Origin of the sequence: Cohnella sp. GbtcB17 (assembly GCF_019091135.1) — a bacterium.
Classification (GTDB): domain Bacteria; phylum Bacillota; class Bacilli; order Paenibacillales; family Paenibacillaceae; genus Cohnella.
Genome location: NZ_JAGXJW010000008.1, coordinates 144749 through 163940 on the forward strand (window position 1 = coordinate 144749; position 19192 = coordinate 163940).

Genomic DNA, 19192 nt, shown 5'->3' on the forward strand with positions numbered 1-19192 from the left:
GCGATTGGTCAGACAAAGGAGCCTTGCCGGCTCGCGAGATCCGGCAAGGCTTCCTCAGCCTCCGCTCTTTAAGAAAGCTTCAGCCATCTTCCGATCGTGACCAGCGCCTCCGCTCTCGTCGCCTGCGCTTGAGGCTTAAAGGCGCCCGCCTCGTTTCCTTTAACGAGTCCCGACCGCGCCGCGGTCAAGACGGCGTCGGACGCCCAGCCGCTCACCTCCTGCTGGTCTGCGAACGGTCGGCTGTCTCCGGCGACGACGGGGATCGCCGTCCCCCATGCGCGAACGAGCACGGTCGCCATCTCCTCTCGCGTGATCGGCGCATTCGGACGGAACTGCCCTTGGCCCGCGCCCGTCATCCAGCCCTGGGCGGACAAGGCGGCCACGTAAGGCGCGTACCAGGCATCGGCCGCTACGTCGTCAAACCGCAAGCCCGCCGCATCCTCCGTCAGCCCCAGCCCGCGAACGACCCAGGCCGCGAATTCCGCGCGGGATACGGACCGCTCTGGCACAAACAGGCCGTTCTCCATGCCTTCCGCCACGTGGCGGGAAGCCATCTCTTCGATATCCGTTCTCGCCCAATGTGCGGCGATATCCGGAAAGCTCTTGTCGTACGCCATCACGGTATAGATGCTAAAGTGCCCGGTAGCGAAGGAGACGGTCATCGTCTCTTCGTTCGCCCTGCCGCCGACATAATCCCACGTCCGACGTTCGGGATTGAATACATAGGCGCCCAGCTTGGAGACTTCCGCGCTTCCGGCCGCATACGGCAGTTCCACGGCGATGCTGCGATTAAAGCGGGCTTCGTCGGGGCCGCCGCCCGGATGCGTCATGCTGAATGAATAAAGGCTCGACCGTTTTTCATACACGCCTTCCATCCGTCCGCGACTCGCGGCAAGCTTGTCGGCCGCTTCCATGGCCGCTCCCTGGCCGACATTGCTGACGGTCAGCTCCGCCCCGGCCGTTCCTGCCCCCGCGTCCCAGGCATCGGCCGGAATCCGGAATACGACGCCCTTCATGATCAGCCGGACCTCCAGGCCGGTATCCTTCAGCGCTTGAACCGCCTCACCCGGCAAGCTAAGCACAAGGGACGGCCCCTGGCCCGGGACGGTCAGTTCCAGCCGGTCGTTCAGCGTCCGAGACAGCTCCTCGTGTCCGGCGCTGTTCAACTCCTGCTTCAGCTTGGTCAGCGCGGCATCGATCTCCCGTATCGCCGCAGCCAGCTCCTTCTTCGCTACCGCGCGCGATCCGCCCTCGGTGTGATCCAAGTCGAGCAGCCGGGACGGGACGCCGGTGATCGCCTTCAACGCCTCGCTCAGTCCCGACTTCAGCTGCTCCGGCGTCGCCCCCGGCTTCAGGAGGGCCAGGAACCGGTTTAATGCGGCTTCACGTTCGTTCACGGGCGGCAGCGTCTCGGTTCCGCCGCTGCTTCCCGGGCCTTCCGGGTTTTCCGGCGGCGAGGCCAGGGTGAACCGAACCGTGTAGACCCGCTTCTCCCCGTTCTCCGCCTTGACCTCTACCGAGGCGGTGCCGGGCAGCGCCAGCGGGGGCACGATCTTCACGGTCGCCTTGGCATCCTGGGGCGATCCGTACACCGCCGGAATGACGGAAGCATCGTGCGGCAGCTGGAGGCTGTAGTCCGTCCGCTCCGGGCGGAAGTCCGGCAGCGCGACGCCGTCCACCGTAAGCTCCGACAGCAGATTGTTGGCGCTCGGCTCCTCCAGCTTAAAGTGCACCCGGTACACCGACGACATCCTGCCGTCTTCGGACTGAACGCGGACCTCCGCGGTGCCGGGCAGATAAACCGCCTGGGCGACCGTTAGCCGCGAGGACGGGTCCAGCATCTCCGCCGTCACCTCCGGGACCTCCGTCGTAAGGGGAGGCAGGAATTGCGTGTAGTCCGCCGGTTCGTACACGAAGCCGGCTACCGACTGTCCGGCTACCCGCAAATCCTTCAGCAGGACGGCCGAACGGTAATCCCGGTAAATTTCCAGCCCCGACAGCACCGGATCGCCTTTGACGTTGCCGATGTCGAGCGTAAGGGCGCCGTCGGCGACGGTCGTGTCGAAGGGACCGTAACGAACGTACCGGTTCCTGATCTCGCTGCCGATCTGCGTGGCCGCCCGCCGTCCCTCCACATCCAGATTGAAGCTGCGGGACCGGTCCGCACTGGTCTCCATGAACCACAGGTACACGCGATAGCTGCCTTCCGGCACGGTTTGCTCCAGCTTTAACGGCTTTTTCGATGCGCTCACGTTCGTGTTCAGCATATGGGTCACATCGTAGATATCCTCGAAGGGCAGCGGGAAGTTGGCGGTCGTGCCCGCGGCGGGAGCCGCTCCTCCTGCCGTAACGGCAAGACCTTCCGCCTTCGCTTGTTCGTAAGAGATCCATGGATTGCCGTTAATGGTCACGCCTTGGCCGTTCAAGTTGATTCCTTTATAGAAAAGCGATTGACTGCTTCTTGGCGCTGCCTCGAGCGTCGTCCCCCCGGATTCGTTGCCCGAACCGTCTACGCTGACGATGTTAAGCCGGTATACGCGTCCGTTGTCCAGACCGCTTAGCGTCGCTGCCTGAACGCCCCGGTCCACCTCGGCGAGCAGACGGTCGCCGGCATATACGCGGACCTTCATGAGATCCGAATCGGCGCTGTCTTTCCAGGTCAGCTTGATCAGCCCGTCGTCGACGACGGCCGCCGCCTCCGTCGCGTCGCCCGGAGCAATGTCGTCAACCGGCGGAACGATGGGATCTCCCCCATAGAAAAGGGTCAGCTTCGGCCGAAGCGACACATTGGCATATTGCGAGGAGGCGAAGGTCCGGGTACCGTTGGCGCTGCTCGGCCGGTCCTCCAACAGCACTACGCCGAAGTTGGATTCGGGGTGCAGCACCCATTCCTTGGCTGCCCGCGTCAAGTCGAAGCGGTACCAGTTGCCCGGCACGTAGGAGGTAACGACGCTGTCCAGCGTCGTCTCCGTCCCCGTCTCCCAGCTCGGCTTCGTGTTCATCGTGACGCCCGTTATCTCGACGCCGTTCACCACGGTTCCCACGGTGTTGCCGTCGATGGAGGTACCGTTGCCGTCGCCGTTTCCTTCTTCCCAGTCGCTCGTGATCAAGTGAGCGTCGACCGTTTTGAAGTTTTCCGAGGAGGCGCGGGTCTGGGAGTGGTACAGCTCCAGATACGCGCCCAGGATAGGTCTCGTCGGATCGATCAGCGACAAGTCGAATTTGATGAGTCCGTACTTGTCGTCGACGCCGCCGCCATTGTAGCGTGCCATCTCGAATTCGCCGTAGGCGCCGTTGTTATTGTTCAGCCCTTGCCAATGCGACATGAGCGAGGCATCGGCGGCGCCCAAGTATCCGCTCACGCCCTGCTGCAGCACGAGCTTGTTGCCGCCGGGATTGGGCATCGGTCCGTTGTCGGGCAGCTCCGGAGGTTGCGGCGGCTTCGGTTTGGCCACATTCAGCGTTACGTCGTTTTCAATGATGACGGTTCCCGTCCCGTAGTCTTTGTATCGCTCCTCGGGCGCGTCGCCCGGAAGAATGTTGTTGCGGACGATGGTGGCTCCCGCCACCGGGCTGTCGATCCGGAACGGGCTCGACGCCTCGTTTCCTTCGAACACGTTGTATCTTATATTCTGCTTGGGCGCCGGGAAGAAGTCGTAGCCGCCCGAGGCGACGTATATCGCGTCCACCCGATTGTTCTTCACCGTATTGCCCAAGGCGGATACCGAGCGCGGCGAATCGATCCGCAGGTTGCCGCCGAAGTTGATATACGCCCTTGCGCCGGAAGTATTTTTAATCACGTTGTAGTAGGACGGATGGTACGTGGTCAAATTCCGGTCGAAGCTGTTGATGGCGACGCCTCCGTTGCCCGCCGTCGGGGAACCGCCGTCTCCGAGTGCAGACCTGTTGCCGTCGAAAATATTGCCGACCGCTTGTCCGTACATTCTCATGTCGTTGCCCTTGTTGTTGGCTGCGGTATTGTCGGCGACGATGTTCTTGTAGAAAAACCGGCTGACCGCCAGCCTGGAGGTCGTATCGGGAACGATCGTCCAGTCCTTGTCGACGGTGATCGTATCGCCGGTGTTGGCCGTAATCGTCCGGAACTGGCCCAGCCCTTTGCCTTCTACGACCAGGACATATTCGTCCTTCAGCACGTTGGCGTTCCAGTTCATCCCCTTGATCGTCGCCTGGTTGGGTCCGGAAGCGCTTACGTTTCCATAATGGAGAATCTTGTTGCCTGCGCCCGTGAAGTCCGTGTCCACGTCCACGAGGGCGTCGAACAGCAGAATCTCTCCGTCGTTCGTCGGCGACGATTCGTTGCCGATGTACTGGGTGTCGTTGCGGGCGATGTAGTTCATTGCCGTTGGCTTGTAGGAGCCCGAGCTCGGGTGCAGGGTGAAGTTAAAGCCGCGGGACCCGCCCCGTTTGCCGGCATCGTCCCTGCCGTCGATCTTGTTGCCGGTAATGATGTTCTGGTACGCATTCGTCATGGTGACCGGCGTCCAGCTTTTCCCCCGGAACGTATTGCCGGAAATTTTGCTGTTGGACAGCTTATACAAGTTAAGCGTGCCGCCGGACGTAATCTCGTTATTTTCCACCAGGATGCGGGTCAGGCCGTTCGTCCCGCCGTCCCCCCAGATGCCGCCCATCATCGCCTTCTTGGCCGGGCCCGGATACCAGGTATCTATGACATTGTTGCGGATGACGATATTCTGCAGACCCGCCTGGATGACGATGCCCCGGTCTACGCTGTCGCTGCCCTCGATGCGGAGGCCTTCGATCCTCGTCCCGGAGCCGGCAACGGTGATCATCTCCGGACCGACGCCGGTATCCCTTCCCCCGATGGAGCCGGTATCCAGATACTTCAGCGTCGTCCGATCGGCGCCTTGTCCCTTTAACGTCACGTTGGCCTTCAAAGTCAGCTTCTGCAGCTGCGTCTCTGGCTTTGCTCCGACGGCGAGCGGACCTTGGGGGGTGCCCGTGAAAAATTCCATCTCGGCAATGTAGCCTTTCTTTGTCGTATCCGGCTGAATGTAGCGCAGATAGCGATAGGGGGTCGTGCTGTCCAACGTCTGCACGACATTGCCGCTAAAGGAAGGCTTGGCCGCGACGGTGTACAAATCCGTATAATTGACATTATCGTTGGAGCCCTGGAACTTGCCCCCGATCATATCGGCATCGATGGTCGCATTGGTGGACGGGCGCGGAAAAAACCGGATCGCCGTCACGGGGCGCTCGTTGCCCGCTCCCAGATCGATTCCCAGATATCCCGGCCCCGTGCCGGAAAAATCGAAAAACGTAGCGGAATTGGAGTCGAACGCCCGGAAATATTCACGGTCCGTCCCGTAAGAAGGAGTCGCTCCGAAGGTGCTCTCATCCACCAGCTTGGTCAAGCCGGCCGCGGGGGGCGTTCCTTCTTTGTCCAGATTGAACACGCCCGCCGGCAGCATGACCGTGCCGCCCCCGGCAGCGGCCGCAGCGTCGATCGCCTTCTGGATGGCCGGTCCGTCATCCGCGCCGTCATCCGGAATCGCGCCGTACAGCGGGTCTGTCACATCGTATACGGCCGCCGGCAACGGCGCGTCGATCAGCGTAATATCGGTCTTGCTCCAGCCGAACTCGCCGCCGTGTCCGTTGTTCACCCACACCTCGTCGTAGCTGCCGGCACCTGCCGAATCCGGAACCTGGAACACCATCTCGTAAGGCGCAGCGCTTTTAAGCGTGGCCTGGATGTACGCCGAGGTTGTCTTGTTGCGCAAATAAACGCGGCTGCCCTCGATCCCCGGCTCGTTGCGGTACGTCAGATTCGTCCCGATCACGGTAACCTCCCGGGATTCGGCAACGTTCACGACGTTCGGATACACGTACATGACGTCGGTTTTGTTGATGAATACAGGATTGCTTTGGCCGGCGGAATTGACCGCCCACAGCGCGTATTGCCCGTGCACCTCGTTCGCCGGCAAGACGCCAGCCACGGCGTTCGCGTCCGATTGAAGCGGAGGCAGCAGCTCTTGCGGCTCCCCGGCGATATCCGCCTCGGTCTTGTTCGCCGCCAGCTGCGCGCCCACGGTACTGTCGAAGCTCGTATCCGGCAGGAGGCGGATGCCGATCCGGCTGCCCCCCAGATCCTGGCCGATGAGCTGCACCGTCTCGTCGGGGGCCGCCGTATCGGGGGTTGCCTTCACGACGATCGGGACAGCCGCCTCAACTGCCTCAACCATCTCAGCCGCCTCTGCCGCTTGTGCGGGCAATGGGTTGAAAGCGCTTGCCAAAATACTGAACATGCATAATGCGATTGCTGCGATCCTCATTCGTCTCATACTTGTGCAAGGACCTCCCTTTAGATGGGCATGACGCCGGCCCCGGCCTTTTATGGACCGGGCAAGGCCGAGGGCCGCGCTTACCACCTATATTGGTTCACGGCCCTTGCCTCCGTACAGTTTCTATTGCCGGGATTTGTATGATCGGCGTGTATGAATTTCCCTCATTTGTACTCGGGGGCTTCTCTGCCGGTACGATCGTTCTGCGGGGGCGGCGTTTACCTGATTTTCAGAACGACGCCAGAGGATGTCCGGTACCTCCCGCCTCGGTACGCGCAGAACAGATAATCCGGGCGGCCGTCCCGCATGAGCAGCTGCGGCCGTTCGAATCTCCCCTCCCGATCCAGCCCGGGCATCGCTTCGTTGAAGTAGCTGGCGGCGTCCTTGTACGCGATGCTCGGTTCGCTCCAGCGGATGCCGTCGGAAGACTCGACGTACAAGCCGTATTCGTCGTTAAAGAAGCCCATATCGCGCATGATGGCTTTATATTTGCCGTCCTCGAGCCAGACGTAAGCGTCCTCGCATTGGATCTCTTCGCCATAAGACGAATAATCGATCACCGGGTTGCCGGCAAACTTGACATAGGGGCCGGCAAGCCGCTCGGATTCGGCGAAGCCGTATTTGCGGTTGCCGTTGAACTTGGCGGCCGTGACGCGATCCCATCCCTTGTAGTAGATCCGGTATTTGCCTTCCGGCGTCTCCACGAAGCCGGGATTGGAGGTGCAGAAGTCGTCCCAGGAAGAATTCGAACCGACGGGGATCACCGGTTCGTCTCCGACTCGCGTCCAAGGGCCGAACAGATCTTTGGAGATCGCCATTCCCACTCTTTTCGAATTCACCAGCCTGTGAAAGTAAGGTAAATACTGCGCTTTGGACATCTGGCGGATTTGTGCTTGGTCTATGCCCAGCGTCGAGCCGTCCGAGCCCATATACAGCATCATATAGCCGTCATTCACGCGATACACGGTCGGATTGTGGATCGACCAGGAATCCCAGTGGTCCCCGCCTCTCCCCTTCAGCGCGACGCCCGCGAACGTATAGGGTCCTTCGGGACGATCGGCGACGGCATGCGCGACCTCGCTCGCCATCACCCAGCCGTCGAAGCCGTAGGCGTTGTCCCAGCGCGAATAAAAGACGTGAACTTTGCCGTCCGGCCCGTAGATGGGCGAACAGCACCAGACATAGTGATCCGGGTCTTCCAGAATGCGCCCGACAGGCGCCAGTCTGTGCATAAATTCGGATTCCCGCTCTTGCGCTTCCAGCATCTCGCTTCGCACAACCTTTCGCTTCGAATCGTTGCAGCCGCTCCGGCCGCCGGTCATTCCTTGACGCTGCCAAGCACGATGCCTTTGACGAAAAACCGCTGCAAAAACGGATAGACGACCAGAATCGGAAGCGATCCGATGATGATCTGTGCGGCCTTGGAGGTACGGTTCGATATCTCCGCCAGCAAATAAGCGTCCTCGGTCCGCATGTTCTTGAAGTCCATCTGGATGATCAGCGTCTGTAAATACGTCGCCAGCGGATAATGCTCCGGCTTGTTCATATAGATCAGCCCGTCGAACCACGAATTCCAGTGGCCCACGATCGTGAACAGCATGATGGTAGCCATGGCCGGCAGCGACAGCGGCACGAAAATGCGGCTCATGATCGTCCAATGTCCCGCGCCGTCGATAAAAGCGGATTCCTCCAGCTCCTTCGGCAAGTTGCGAAAAAAATTAAGCAGCAGAATGACGTTGAACACCTGTACCGCTCCCGGAAGCACCAGCGCCCATACCGAGTCCATGATCCCAGTCATCCGGATCGTCATGTAGGACGGGATCAGCCCGCCCTGGAACAGGATCGTGAATACGAACAGCCAGACCATCAGGGTCCTGCCGCGAAACGCCTGCACCCCTTTGGACAGCGGGTACGCGGTCAGCACGACGAGGACCATATTGATCAGAAAGCCGAGCGCTACGCGCTGCAGCGTGACGCCGAAGGAGCCTAAGAACTGCGCGTTTTTCAAAATATAGACGTAAGATTTGAGCGTAAAATCGACCGGCCAAAGCCGGACAAGACCGGCCGCGACCGCCGAGCTTGCGCTGAACGACATCGCCAGCACCTGAACGAGCGGCAGTATGCACAGCAGGGCGAGCGCGATCAGAAAAATATGATTGCATACTCGAAATATTCTGGTTCCGACACCGCCGGAAAGAACCATGCCCAAGCCTCCTTCCGTTCCGTTTCGTAAGATCAGAATATCCGGTAATGGGCATAACGATAGGCCAGCCAGTACGAGGCGGAAATAAGCACGAAGGATACCGCCGATTTCATAAGGCCGAACGCCGTCGCGAGTCCGTACTGCGCGTCGACCAGGCCGACTCTGTAGATCATCGTATCCAGAATGTCGCCGCTGTCGTACACGACGGGGCTGTACAGGTTGAACACCTGATCGAATCCCGCGTTCAGCACGTTGCCGAGACTAAGCGTCGCAAGCAGCACGATGATCGGCAGCATGCCCGGCAGCGTCACATGCAGCGTCTGCTTCCAGCGGCTCGCGCCGTCGATGACCGCCGCCTCGTACAGCACCGGATTAATCGAAGTCAACGCGGCCAAATAGATGATGGTATTGAAGCCGAATTCCTTCCAGACGTCGGACAGCACCAGCACGTAAGGAAACCAACGGTTGTCTCCGAGGAAAAATACCGGCTTGAAGCCGATCGCCTGAAGCGCCTGATTGACGATCCCCTCCGACGGGGAGAGGATGTCGATCAGTATGCCGCCAAGGATGACCCAGGACAGAAAGTGCGGCAGGTAAATGAGCGTCTGCACGCCCCTTTTGACGACGGTGCGCGTCACTTCGTTCAGGAGCAGCGAGATGGCAAGCGGTACGACCAGACCGGCTGCGATCTTCATAGCGGAGATATACACCGTGTTCCAGATGACCTGCTCCGCATCCGGGAGCGCCAGCGCGAACCGAAGGTTGTCGAGACCGACCCACTCCGAACCGAACCATCCTTTGAACGGCGTGAACTTCTGAAAGGCGATGGCGATGCCGGCCATCGGAACGTATTGATAGAGGACGATCAGGATAAGCCCGGGAAGCAGCATCAGGTAGAGGGGGAGTTCGCGTCTCGTTTTGCCGCTCAGCATTCCGTTCACCGCCCCTTCTTCACCGGCCGTCCATGATCTCGTTGATCTCGCTGGTGATCGTCTCGCCGCCCAGCCTGTTCCAGGAGCTGACGAACTTGTCGAATTCGTCGATGGGCGCCGCGCCCATGATGATCTTGGTGAACGTCTCGCCCTCCAGCTTCTGCAAGGCCGACCATTTGCCGGCCATCGTCTCGGTCCGCCCGCCGAACAAATTGACGTTCAGATCGTCCGTGTACTGCTTGAACAGCACGGTGAAAGCCGAATCCTGCGGACCGTTCTGACGCACATCCGCCCAGCCCGATTCGTCGCCGCCGGCGTATCGGTTATAGGCGTCGTACGCGCTCTCGTAATCGGTGAGCAGACTCTGATCTTTCTTGTCGATCGCTGCCCAGAGATTCTGGATGTCCTGCACGACCGCAGCGTTCGGCTTGTCGGAAATGACGAGCGGGAAATTGGCCGTATTCATCTTCTCGCCTTTGGCATCGACCTCGGAACGGTACTTGGCGTTGTCCCTCGTTTTCCCGTACGACTTCTCCTGATAGAAGTTGAGCAGCTTGACCGCCGCTTCCGGATGCTTGAAGCCCTTGCGAACGACCGTATATTGCGCGGCCGGGAACGGTACGCCGGGCTTCGCCTCCGACCCGTCCACGGTCGGGATCGCATAGGCTTTCCAGTCCATGCCGGGATTTTGGCCGCGCGCGTCGGCGAGCGGAAAGTAGGAGTTCCAGTTTTCCCCGAACTGTACGCCGATTTTATTTTGCGCGAAGCTCTCGCTCGCTTTGTTGGGGTCCTTTACGGCAAATTCCCGATCGATTTGGCCCGCTTTGAACATTTCCTGCAGCTTGGCAAGCGCCGCCTTCGTCTCGGGAAGCGTGCTGCCGTAGGCGAGTTGCCCGTCCGCTTTTTTCACCCATTGCCCCGGATAGGCGCCGAACCCGTTCATATACCCGGTGATGCTGGCGATCGCGCCGTAAAGCCCCTTGTTCAGCGCGATTCCGTACGTATCCGCCGCTCCGTTGCCGTCGGGATCTTTCGTCGTAAACGCTTCGATGATCGCATGCAGTTCGTCCATCGTTTTGGGAGGCGTCAGCTTGAGCTTTTCCATCCAGTCGGTGCGCAACCATAACACCTGGGCGTTGTAGATGTTCGCAGTGATGTTGGGAAGCGCGAGCAGCTTGCCGTCGAACGTAGCGGACGCCATCGAGATGCCGCCGTCTCCCTGCATCAGCTCCTTCGTCCAGGGCGCGGCGTATCGATCGAATACGCCCGTCAGATCCTCCAGCTGTCCCGCATCCGCAAGCTGCTTCAATTGTGTGGGACTGACCGTAAAGATGTCCGGCAGATTGCCCGAAGCGATGGATACGTTCAGCTTCTGGTTGTAAGGGCTCGATTCGGACGCGTCCCCCGCCTCCGCGGTCCAGTCGTACGCGACCTTGATCCCGAGCTCGCTCTCGTATTCCCGCGTCCATACGTTGTTGGCGATATCGTCGCCCGGCAGAAACTTCCACACCTTGTTGACCGCTTTGGCGGCATGCACCTCGATGGCCGGATCGTACTTGCCGAACGGATCGGGCGCTTCGCCCGTCTGTGCCGCGGCCGTTCCGCCGCTCCCGGCGCCTCCGGCGCCGGACTTCGCATTCGCGTTGGACGCGTCGTTCCCGCCGCTGCAGCCCGCCGTCGTCAATGCTGCGGCAAGGAAAAGCGAAAATGCCCATCGTCTCGTATTCGTCCGCAAAAAATTCCCCTCCTCGTTATATATGAAAGCGTGCGCACGCCCTCCATGCCTGCATTATAAGACGGGGAATGAAGGCGCCTCTACTGGACAGTCTTACGATAGACTGTCGTTTGTTGCCCTCCTGGCTTGATCGCGATATTCCTGCGGCGTCATCTGCATATGCCGCTTAAAAAAGCGATAAAAGTATGACGGATCGGCATCGAAGCCGACCGCGGCGGCAACCTCCTGAATGCGGCGGCTTTCTTCGCGAAGCAGCGCCTTGGCCTTGGCCAGCCGGATGCCGTTGATATAGTCCGACAATCCCGTACCCGTGATTTGTTTATACAGCTTGGAAAGATACGGCGGACTGAGCGACACTTCATCGGCGATTCGGGTGAGCGACAGATCGCCGGACAAATGCCGGACGACGAATGCCTGAACGGTTCCCACAAGCTCGCTTTCCCGCGAACGCGCGCCTCGCTCGAGCCGCTCGAACAATTCCGCGGCGAACAGGCCGAACAGACCGAATGCCTCCACCCAGGAAACGCCCGTATCCATGCGCAGCAATCGCGAGAGCGGCAGCTTTTCCTCCAGTTCGTCCGCGCCTCCCGTTCGGTTCAAATAAGAGAGGAAGAGGGTGACCAACGCATAATAGATTTCAAGCTTGAAGCGATCCTCCCATTCGCCGGAAAGAAAAAACGTCTCGTACGTTTCCCGAAACAGGTCGAAGAACAGCTCGCGCCTGCCCGTCTCGAGCAGCATGCCCAGCTCGTCGATTCGCGCTCTGCCGATGCGCAGCTGCTGTGACGAAGAATCCGGGCTCCCTGCCTCCGGCTGCGCGGCCGGCGGTTCGATCAGAAGAATCTCCTTGCCAAGCCCCAGGCCGAAGGTGAACAGCAGCCTCAGCGCACCGAGCTTGCGTCCGGCTTCGCGCCATGCGACTGGCTCGCGCGCTGCCGCGAACGACACGTGCCGGCGAAGCAGCGCGCTGCACGCGGCCTGAATATTTTGCAAAATGCCGTGTACGAACGAAATAGCCTCCTGCCAGGACTTCGGATCTCGTGCGCTTTCCGGAAGCTGGATGCACCAGACGAGCCGATGCTTGTCCAGCATGACGGACCTGCTCCTGACTTTAGGAGACAAGTATTCCTCCGCGATATTTTGCAGCGCGTAGATCAATAGCGTCCTGCCCGCCGTGTCGCGCTCGTCCTGCCACTCGTCCAGCCTCGCGAGCGCGAGCAGCACGGGCTCCTTGCTGTCCAGCCCCATATCCAGCTCCGCGAACTGCTTGGCGATCGCCGCTTCCGAATCGACATCCCCGTTCAGGATGCCCGACAGCACATCCTTGTGCAGCGAAGCACGGGCCAGCATAAGCTGATCCCTCGCTTGCTTCAGCAGCGCATCGGCGTCGAATTCCTTCGCATATTCGTCGATCGCTTTGCGCACGGCCTGGACGATCGCCGCTTCCCCTTCGGTCTTCAGCAGGTAATCGAGCACGCCGTTGCGAACGGCCTGCCGAATATAGTCGAAATCGTCGTACCCGGTCAGAAAAACGACTTTGCAGCGCGGCCACTTCTCCACAATGCGCGTCTGAAGGGCGAGACCGTCCATGCCCGGCATCCGAACGTCCGTCAGCACCAAATCGACCTTCGTTCGGGACATCCGATCCAGCGCTTCGCCGGCATGATAGGCGGCGTATATGTCCAGCTCGGGAAAATGCTCCCGCAGCAACTGCACGATTCCGTTTACGATGATCGGTTCATCGTCGACCACGATGACGCTATTCATGCCTTCACTCCTCTTTTTCGATCGGAAGCCTTACCGTTATGGCTAATCCGCCCAAATGGCTTCTCTGCGCTTCGAGTCCGTAAGCGGCCCCGAAATAAAGCTGCAGCCGCCGATGAACATTGATCATGCCGGTCGTTTCTATATGCGCCGCAGGCGGCGACGACAGCAATCGCTGCAGGGCGTCCAGCCGCTCAATCGACAGCTGCTTGCCGTTATCCTCAATCGTTACCTTCAAGGACTGCCGCCCGGTCTCGAAGCGGACGACGATAAGACCGCCGTTCGTCATAGGCTCAAGCGCATGCTCGTACGCGTTCTCCAGAAGCGGCTGCAAGATGAGCCGGGGAACGCGCAGCGTGCGGCACTCCTCCGGCAGGTCTCCGATTCTCAGCTCGATCCGGCTCTCGAAGCGAATCGCCTGTATGGCGGCATAGTCCTTCAGGTGATTCACTTCCTGCTCCATGGACACTTCCGCCGAAGCGTTCCGGGTGATGCCCCGATAATAACCGCCAAGATGGCCGGTCATTTTGATAACATTGTCCAAATTGTCGTTTCTGGCCAGGAAATGAAGCGTGAGGAAACAGTTATAGAGAAAATGGGGATTGATCTGCGATTGAAGCTGCTTCAGTTCGGCGTTTTTCATGCGGATGTCCTGCTCGAAATTTTCCCTGATCAGCACGTCCAAACGTTGGACCATCGAATTAAACTGCCGGCTTAAATAACGAAACTCGAATTGGCTGCCTTCCTCGACCTTGGCGGCGAAATCCCCCTTTTCGACCTTCCGGAAAGCATTCACCAGCTCGCGCACGGGCCGATGCACCATGCGGTGAACGCCCAGCGAAAAGCCGGCCACCACCAGCAGGGACAAAAGGGAGAGCCCCCAAAGCCATCGGCGATATTCGTTCAGAGGCCCGATCACCGTTCGTTCGGGCATATATACGGCCAAATAAGCGTTAATATAGGGAGAATATTTATAGGAAACCCAGAAACGGGTGCCGCCTTGCTCGATAAGGGTATGGCCGAAGCTGCCGCTGCCGGGACCCAGCCTGCCCAAATATTCGGAAACCGGCCCGATCAGCATGCGATAGTCCGGATCGGAGATTCGCCAATCGCCGGACGCGCTCGCCATCAACGCCCCGCCTTGACCGGTCACGCTGTTTAGCGAGCTCACGATCCGTTCGTTGGACAATTCTACCTTGAGCGCGAACGAGACGGGCGCCGTCCCGTATGCGAATACCGGATACACCTGGTTGATGATCAGACTGTCCGCAAACCCGGATATGGGCGTGCCCTCGAGACTCGGATGCGCCTTCAGCGCGGCAAGTTCTTGCTCCGACAACCCCGGACCGTAATCGTCCGCATGCAGCATGCGGCCGAGCGCGGGAAAATAGACGCCCACATCCTTGATATACGGGCTCGTCCGCTGGAACATCGAAAGCTTGTTCTGCACCGTAATCACGCTTTGCGCGCGCTCGTAATCGGACATTTCCCCGAACCAGGCGCTGGTCCGCTCGAAATCCTTGTCGGTTACGAACGCCGTTTTGAAGGTCAAAATGCGTTCGACCTCCGATTGAAAGGAAGCCAGGAAGAAATCGACCTGATTTTCCATGGAGGTGGAGATCTCCTCCCTGACCCGGTCCGAAGCGCGCGCATTCATAATAAGGCCAACGATAAAGATCGGCGCAAAAACGAGCAGAAAGGCGATCACGAGCTTTGGATAAATGCGAAGATTGTTAAGCCATTCCCTGACCAACAGGCTCCCCCCTTCAAAGTTGCTTAAGCCCGGCCGTCTGTCTCGCCATACGGCACAAAGCCCCGCATATGCGAGGCTCCTTGTCGCTGCCGTATTCCTTTGTGACGGGAGACTATCGGCGTTTGTAAATGGCGATCCCGTTTATCATCGGGTCCTTCAGCGTGTTTTGCAGCTCGATGTTCAGCACGCCGTCGCCGACCGACACATCGTAGGGGCCGTATTTGACCCATTCGTTGATCGGCATATTTCCGATGTCGGCATCGACCGTCGCGCCTTCCAGAACAACGTTAAATTTCCGGTAATTGCTTTGATGATTTTCCATCACCCAGAAGTAAATTTGATACTTGCCGTTCGGCAAAGTCTGGTTGATCGGCAACGCCGCGCCCAATTTCCACACGTTCGTGTTCAGCATGCCGGCCGTAGCGGCATCCGCAGCCGGAGCGGGCACGAGCGGCGTGCCGTTGGCGGACAGATTCGCGCCTGCAGGGAAGGATAGGCCTTGCGATAGAGCGGCAGAATGGGAGATCCAGTCGTTCCCTTCGATCGTGACGGCTCCGCCGTTCAAATTGATCCCTTTATAGAACACCCAGGTTGACGGCTGGATGCCCGCTACGTTCTGCGTGTCGTTCCAGGCACTCCAGGGCAGGTCGACGAATCCCAGCGGATAGGCCGGCGAACCCGGCTGAAGGCGGTAATCCCCTCCGCCGAAGTTTACGAATTGCGGATCGGAAATAACGGAGTTCGCGTCCTTGCCGCTGACCTTCGGGACGTTGAACAGATCGTTATAGTCCGTCGTATAGGTGCCTCCGTTAAAGTAATCCAGATATTTGGGCCAGGACGCCGTCTTGGAATAAATAATGTTTTTCTCGATCGTATTGTTGGCGCTTACCCGCTGATTCGTCCCCCATTCCAGCCGCACGAACTTGTCTTTGCCGTCCTCGTGACCGAGCCCTTTCCAGATGGCATTGCCGATGATGGCTACATTGTTGCGAATGGCGTTGTTGTCCCCCGCATGGACGAATACGGCCGCACGGCTTTGGTCCTTGATGAAGTTGCCCAGTACCGTTACCCCGCTCGTCTCGTCATCCAGATAGATGCCGTCGGCGCCGTAGGGGTACCGGAAGATCGGCTGCGTCCAGTCCGGCCGGAGCCCGCCCGTATCCTCGATGTAGTTGTACTGGATCTTCGAGGCGGTATCGGCCGCGCCCCGGCCCAGCATCTCGATGGCGCCGGTATCCGACGTTTCCCGGTTCGTATGGAGCACTTTGTTGTACTCGATCGTATTGTTGCTGTTGTCGGTCGCCGCATCCCACTGCTTGACGGAGATGCCGTAACGGGCGGTGTATTCGATCCGGTTATTGTTGATCCGGTTGTCGTGGACGCCATACCCCCATACGCCCGCTCCCATCTTCTCGACAAGCCCGATATGGTGGATATAATTCCAGTTGATGGCGTTGCGATCGGCGTTATACGTGATCTCGACGCCGCTGCCGCCGGTTTGGGCGATTTCATTGTGATTAATCGTATTGTCGCTCGAACCTGTCAGCATAAAGCCCTTGCCCACGTTGACCAGCCGGTTGTTGTAGAACCCGTTTAAGTCCGCTCCGTTTTTCAGCTCGACGGCCGGAAGCGAATAAGGCGTGTCGGAGAACGTCATCCGCTCGATCGTGACATTGTCGGCTCCGTCCAATGACAGAATGGTGCGTCTGGGCACTACGGCGCCTTTGGACAAGAGCGTCGAGGCGTTGGCGGGCTTGACGACGAGCTTGCTGTCCGACACCCGGTAGGCGAATTCGCCGGCTTCGTCGATGAAGGCCGGATTGTTCAGCAGCCGGTACGTGCCGTTGGTTCCGATCGCGTACTTGGCGTTGCCGGTCAGATTGATCGTGCGGTTCGCTTCGTCGATGGAGGCCACGCGCAACAGATCGTTTTGCATTCGGGTCACGGCGTAGGTTTCGATCCGCAGATTGGATACGAAGTCGGCAGCCGTCATCTCTCCGGACTTAAAGACGACCTTGTTCAAGGCCGTATTGGCATCCGCGAAAAAGTGTCCGTACGTATACGGGTTGGCCGCATCGTACGACTTCTTCTCCGCCACGCGCTGCCGCTGGCCGTCCACGATCAGCTCCAGGTCGCTGGGCGTCGAGAGGGGAGCCGCATACAGGCCGCCCGCCTCCGCGGCGAAGCCGGTCACCGCTTGACCGCCGCTCAGCACCGGCGTCTCTCCGTTATAGGCCGAGAACTTGACACCGTTGTCGCTGGCATTCAGGACAAGCGTGGACGCCATGTAGTAGGTGCCGCCGCGCACATACGTCGTCTTGACGGCGCCGGTTCGCATCGCATCGCGCGCTTTGGCGAGCGTCTTGAACGGGCCGTCCGTGCCCGCGCTGTTAGGGGCCGCCAGCGTGCCCGACCAGGCGTCGTTGCCGTTGGTCGCTACAAAATAAGCGGACGAGGCTTCCGTCCTCGCCGGGTTCAGGCCGATCAATCCTGTGAGAGCTACCATGGCGACCAGCAGCCACTTGACGCCAACTCCGAATACTCGTTTCATTCGTTCATCTCCTCTTCGGTTGGATGAAGTGCCATGTTCTGTGCAGGCTCGTTCAAGCCCGCGGAGTGGGGGGATGCGGCGGCGGGCGGGATGCAGCGGGGGCGGCGGGATGCGACGGCGGGATGCGGCGGCGGGGCATCCGCGGCCTGGCGCGAGATGCGGCGGCGGGCGGGGCATTCGCGGAATGCCGCGGGGCGGCGGCGGACCGGGCATTCGTCTGCTTGCCGCGGTACCGGAGATTCGCCCCCCGTCTCCATCATGTTGGAAGCGCATACATTTTCATAGTCTCAAATTTGACGATTTGTTTGCGAGCCGCTTTGAATTTCGGATATTTGTATGCAGAACGCTGCAAGTGTTCCTATTCAGGAACACTTGGGTGGTTTGTTCGGAGTGTGGGCCGCAGGAGTTCCTATCCAGGAACTCCCTGGCGGTTCGTATGGTGTGTGGGCCGCAGGAGTTCCTATCCAGGAACTCCCCGGCGGTTCGTGCGGGGCGTGAGTCGCAGGAGTTCCTATCCAGGAACTCCCTGGCGGTTCGTGTGGTGTGTGGGTCGAAGGTGTTCCTATCCAGGAACTCCGGGGCGGTTCGTGCGGTGTGTGTGGCGCAGGTGTTCCTATCTAAGAACACTTGGGCGGTTCGTGCGGGGTGTGGGTCGCAGGTGTTCCTATCCAGGAATTCCTGGGCGGCTCGTGTGGTGTTTGGTTCGCAGGAGTTCCTATTCAGGAACTCCCGGGCGGTTCGTGCGGGGCGTGGGTCGAAGGAGTTCCTATCCAGGAACTCCCCGGCGGTTCGTGCGGGGCGTGGGTCGCAGGAGTTCCTATCCAGGAACTCCCGGGCGGTTCGGGCGGTGTGTGGTTCGCAGGAGTTCCTATCCAGGAACTCCCGGGCGGTTCGTGCGGTGTGTGGGTCGCAGGAGTTCCTATCCAGGAACTCCCGCGCGGTTCGTGCGGTGTGTGGGGTCGCAGGAGTTCCTATCCAGGAACTCCCGGATGGCTCGTGCGGGGCGTGGGTCGCAGGAGTTCCTATCCAGGAACTCCCGGACGGCTCGTACGGTGTGTGGGTCGCAGGAGTTCCTATCCAGGAACTCCCGGGCCGTGCGTGCGACGCGTGCTCCGCTCACTCCGCCGCGCCCCGGTCAAAATCCGCGACGATCAGCATGTCGGTGCCGCGCGCGCGGCGCAGCATGAAATGCACAACCGTCTCTTTGAGCAGCGAGTACCAGAGCGGCCGGCGGGACTGGCCGATGATTAGCAGCGTCGCGTTTAGTTCGCTCATGCGCGCCAGCAGCGCTTCGCCGATCCGGCGGTGGTCGCCCGGCGGGGCGACCTCCAGCTTGCCCCCGAGCCGTTCGCACAGCTGGCGCAGCGTGTCGAGCCGCTTGTCGGTCTCCGCGCCCGCTTCCCTATCCGGCCGCACGTAGTGCGCGTGCCACTCCGCCTTGAGCCGGTGCGCGATGCGGAAGCCGCGGCGAATGAGCCGCTCCGAGCGGGGCCCTGCGTCCACGCAGACGAAGATCGTCTCCTGCCTCCGCCATTGTCCCCGCAGCGACGTATGGCGATCCCATGCCTCGAGCCGTTCGTCCACGTCGTCCGCCAGCTCCCGGAGCGCGAGCTCGCGCAGCGCGATCAGATTTCCCATTTTAAAAAAGGACGCTAACGCCTGATCGACCTTCTCGAGCGCATAGATCTTCCCTTCGCGCATCCGCTGCTGCAGCATCTGCGGGGTCACGTCGATGAGCTCCACCTCGTCGGCCAGCTTCAGAATCGCGTCCGGCACCGTCTCGCGCACGCGAACGCCCGTCAGCTGCTCCACCGCGTCGTTCAGGCTCTCGAGATGCTGCACGTTGACGGTAGAAATGACGGAAATGCCGCTGTCCAGCAGGCGGATGACATCCTCGTACCTTTTCTTGCGCAGGCTTCCCGGCACGTTCGTGT

Annotated in this window: 9 protein-coding genes; all 9 read right to left on the reverse strand. The window is 60.1% G+C overall.

The features are described from left to right. Positions 1 to 68 precede the first annotated feature (68 nt). Positions 69 to 6221: an S-layer homology domain-containing protein gene (locus KVT38_RS06500; RefSeq protein ID WP_217592882.1), complete on the reverse strand. Its 6153-nt coding sequence runs from the start codon at positions 6219 to 6221 to the stop codon at positions 69 to 71. Between the two features lie 317 nt (positions 6222 to 6538). Next, positions 6539 to 7642 carry a glycoside hydrolase family protein gene (locus KVT38_RS06505; RefSeq protein ID WP_217592883.1) on the reverse strand — a complete coding sequence of 368 codons (1104 nt, stop codon included), beginning with the start codon at positions 7640 to 7642 and terminating at the stop codon, positions 6539 to 6541. Further along, positions 7639 to 8523 carry a carbohydrate ABC transporter permease gene (locus KVT38_RS06510; RefSeq protein ID WP_217592884.1) on the reverse strand — a complete coding sequence of 295 codons (885 nt, stop codon included), beginning with the start codon at positions 8521 to 8523 and terminating at the stop codon, positions 7639 to 7641. Before KVT38_RS06510 ends, KVT38_RS06505 begins: the two co-directional genes overlap by 4 nt. Before the next feature lie 32 nt (positions 8524 to 8555). Continuing rightward, on the reverse strand, positions 8556 to 9455 hold the full coding sequence (locus KVT38_RS06515) for an ABC transporter permease (RefSeq protein ID WP_217592885.1): 900 nt from the start codon (positions 9453 to 9455) through the stop codon (positions 8556 to 8558). A 19-nt stretch (positions 9456 to 9474) separates the two neighbouring features. Continuing rightward, positions 9475 to 11190 carry an extracellular solute-binding protein gene (locus tag KVT38_RS06520; protein WP_217592886.1) on the reverse strand — a complete coding sequence of 572 codons (1716 nt, stop codon included), beginning with the start codon at positions 11188 to 11190 and terminating at the stop codon, positions 9475 to 9477. A gap of 93 nt (positions 11191 to 11283) precedes the next feature. Further along, positions 11284 to 12957 carry a response regulator gene (locus tag KVT38_RS06525; protein ID WP_217592887.1) on the reverse strand — a complete coding sequence of 558 codons (1674 nt, stop codon included), beginning with the start codon at positions 12955 to 12957 and terminating at the stop codon, positions 11284 to 11286. A gap of 4 nt (positions 12958 to 12961) precedes the next feature. Next, positions 12962 to 14707 carry a sensor histidine kinase gene (locus KVT38_RS06530; RefSeq protein ID WP_217592888.1) on the reverse strand — a complete coding sequence of 582 codons (1746 nt, stop codon included), beginning with the start codon at positions 14705 to 14707 and terminating at the stop codon, positions 12962 to 12964. Between the two features lie 112 nt (positions 14708 to 14819). After that, a complete protein-coding gene (locus KVT38_RS06535; RefSeq protein WP_217592889.1) occupies positions 14820 to 17258 on the reverse strand; it encodes a right-handed parallel beta-helix repeat-containing protein in 2439 nt (812 codons plus the stop codon). Positions 17259 to 18374: 1116 nt separating this feature from the next. Further along, positions 18375 to 19192, reverse strand: an 818-nt coding sequence (locus KVT38_RS06540; protein WP_217592890.1) for a universal stress protein, incomplete at its 5' end; no start/stop codon positions are given.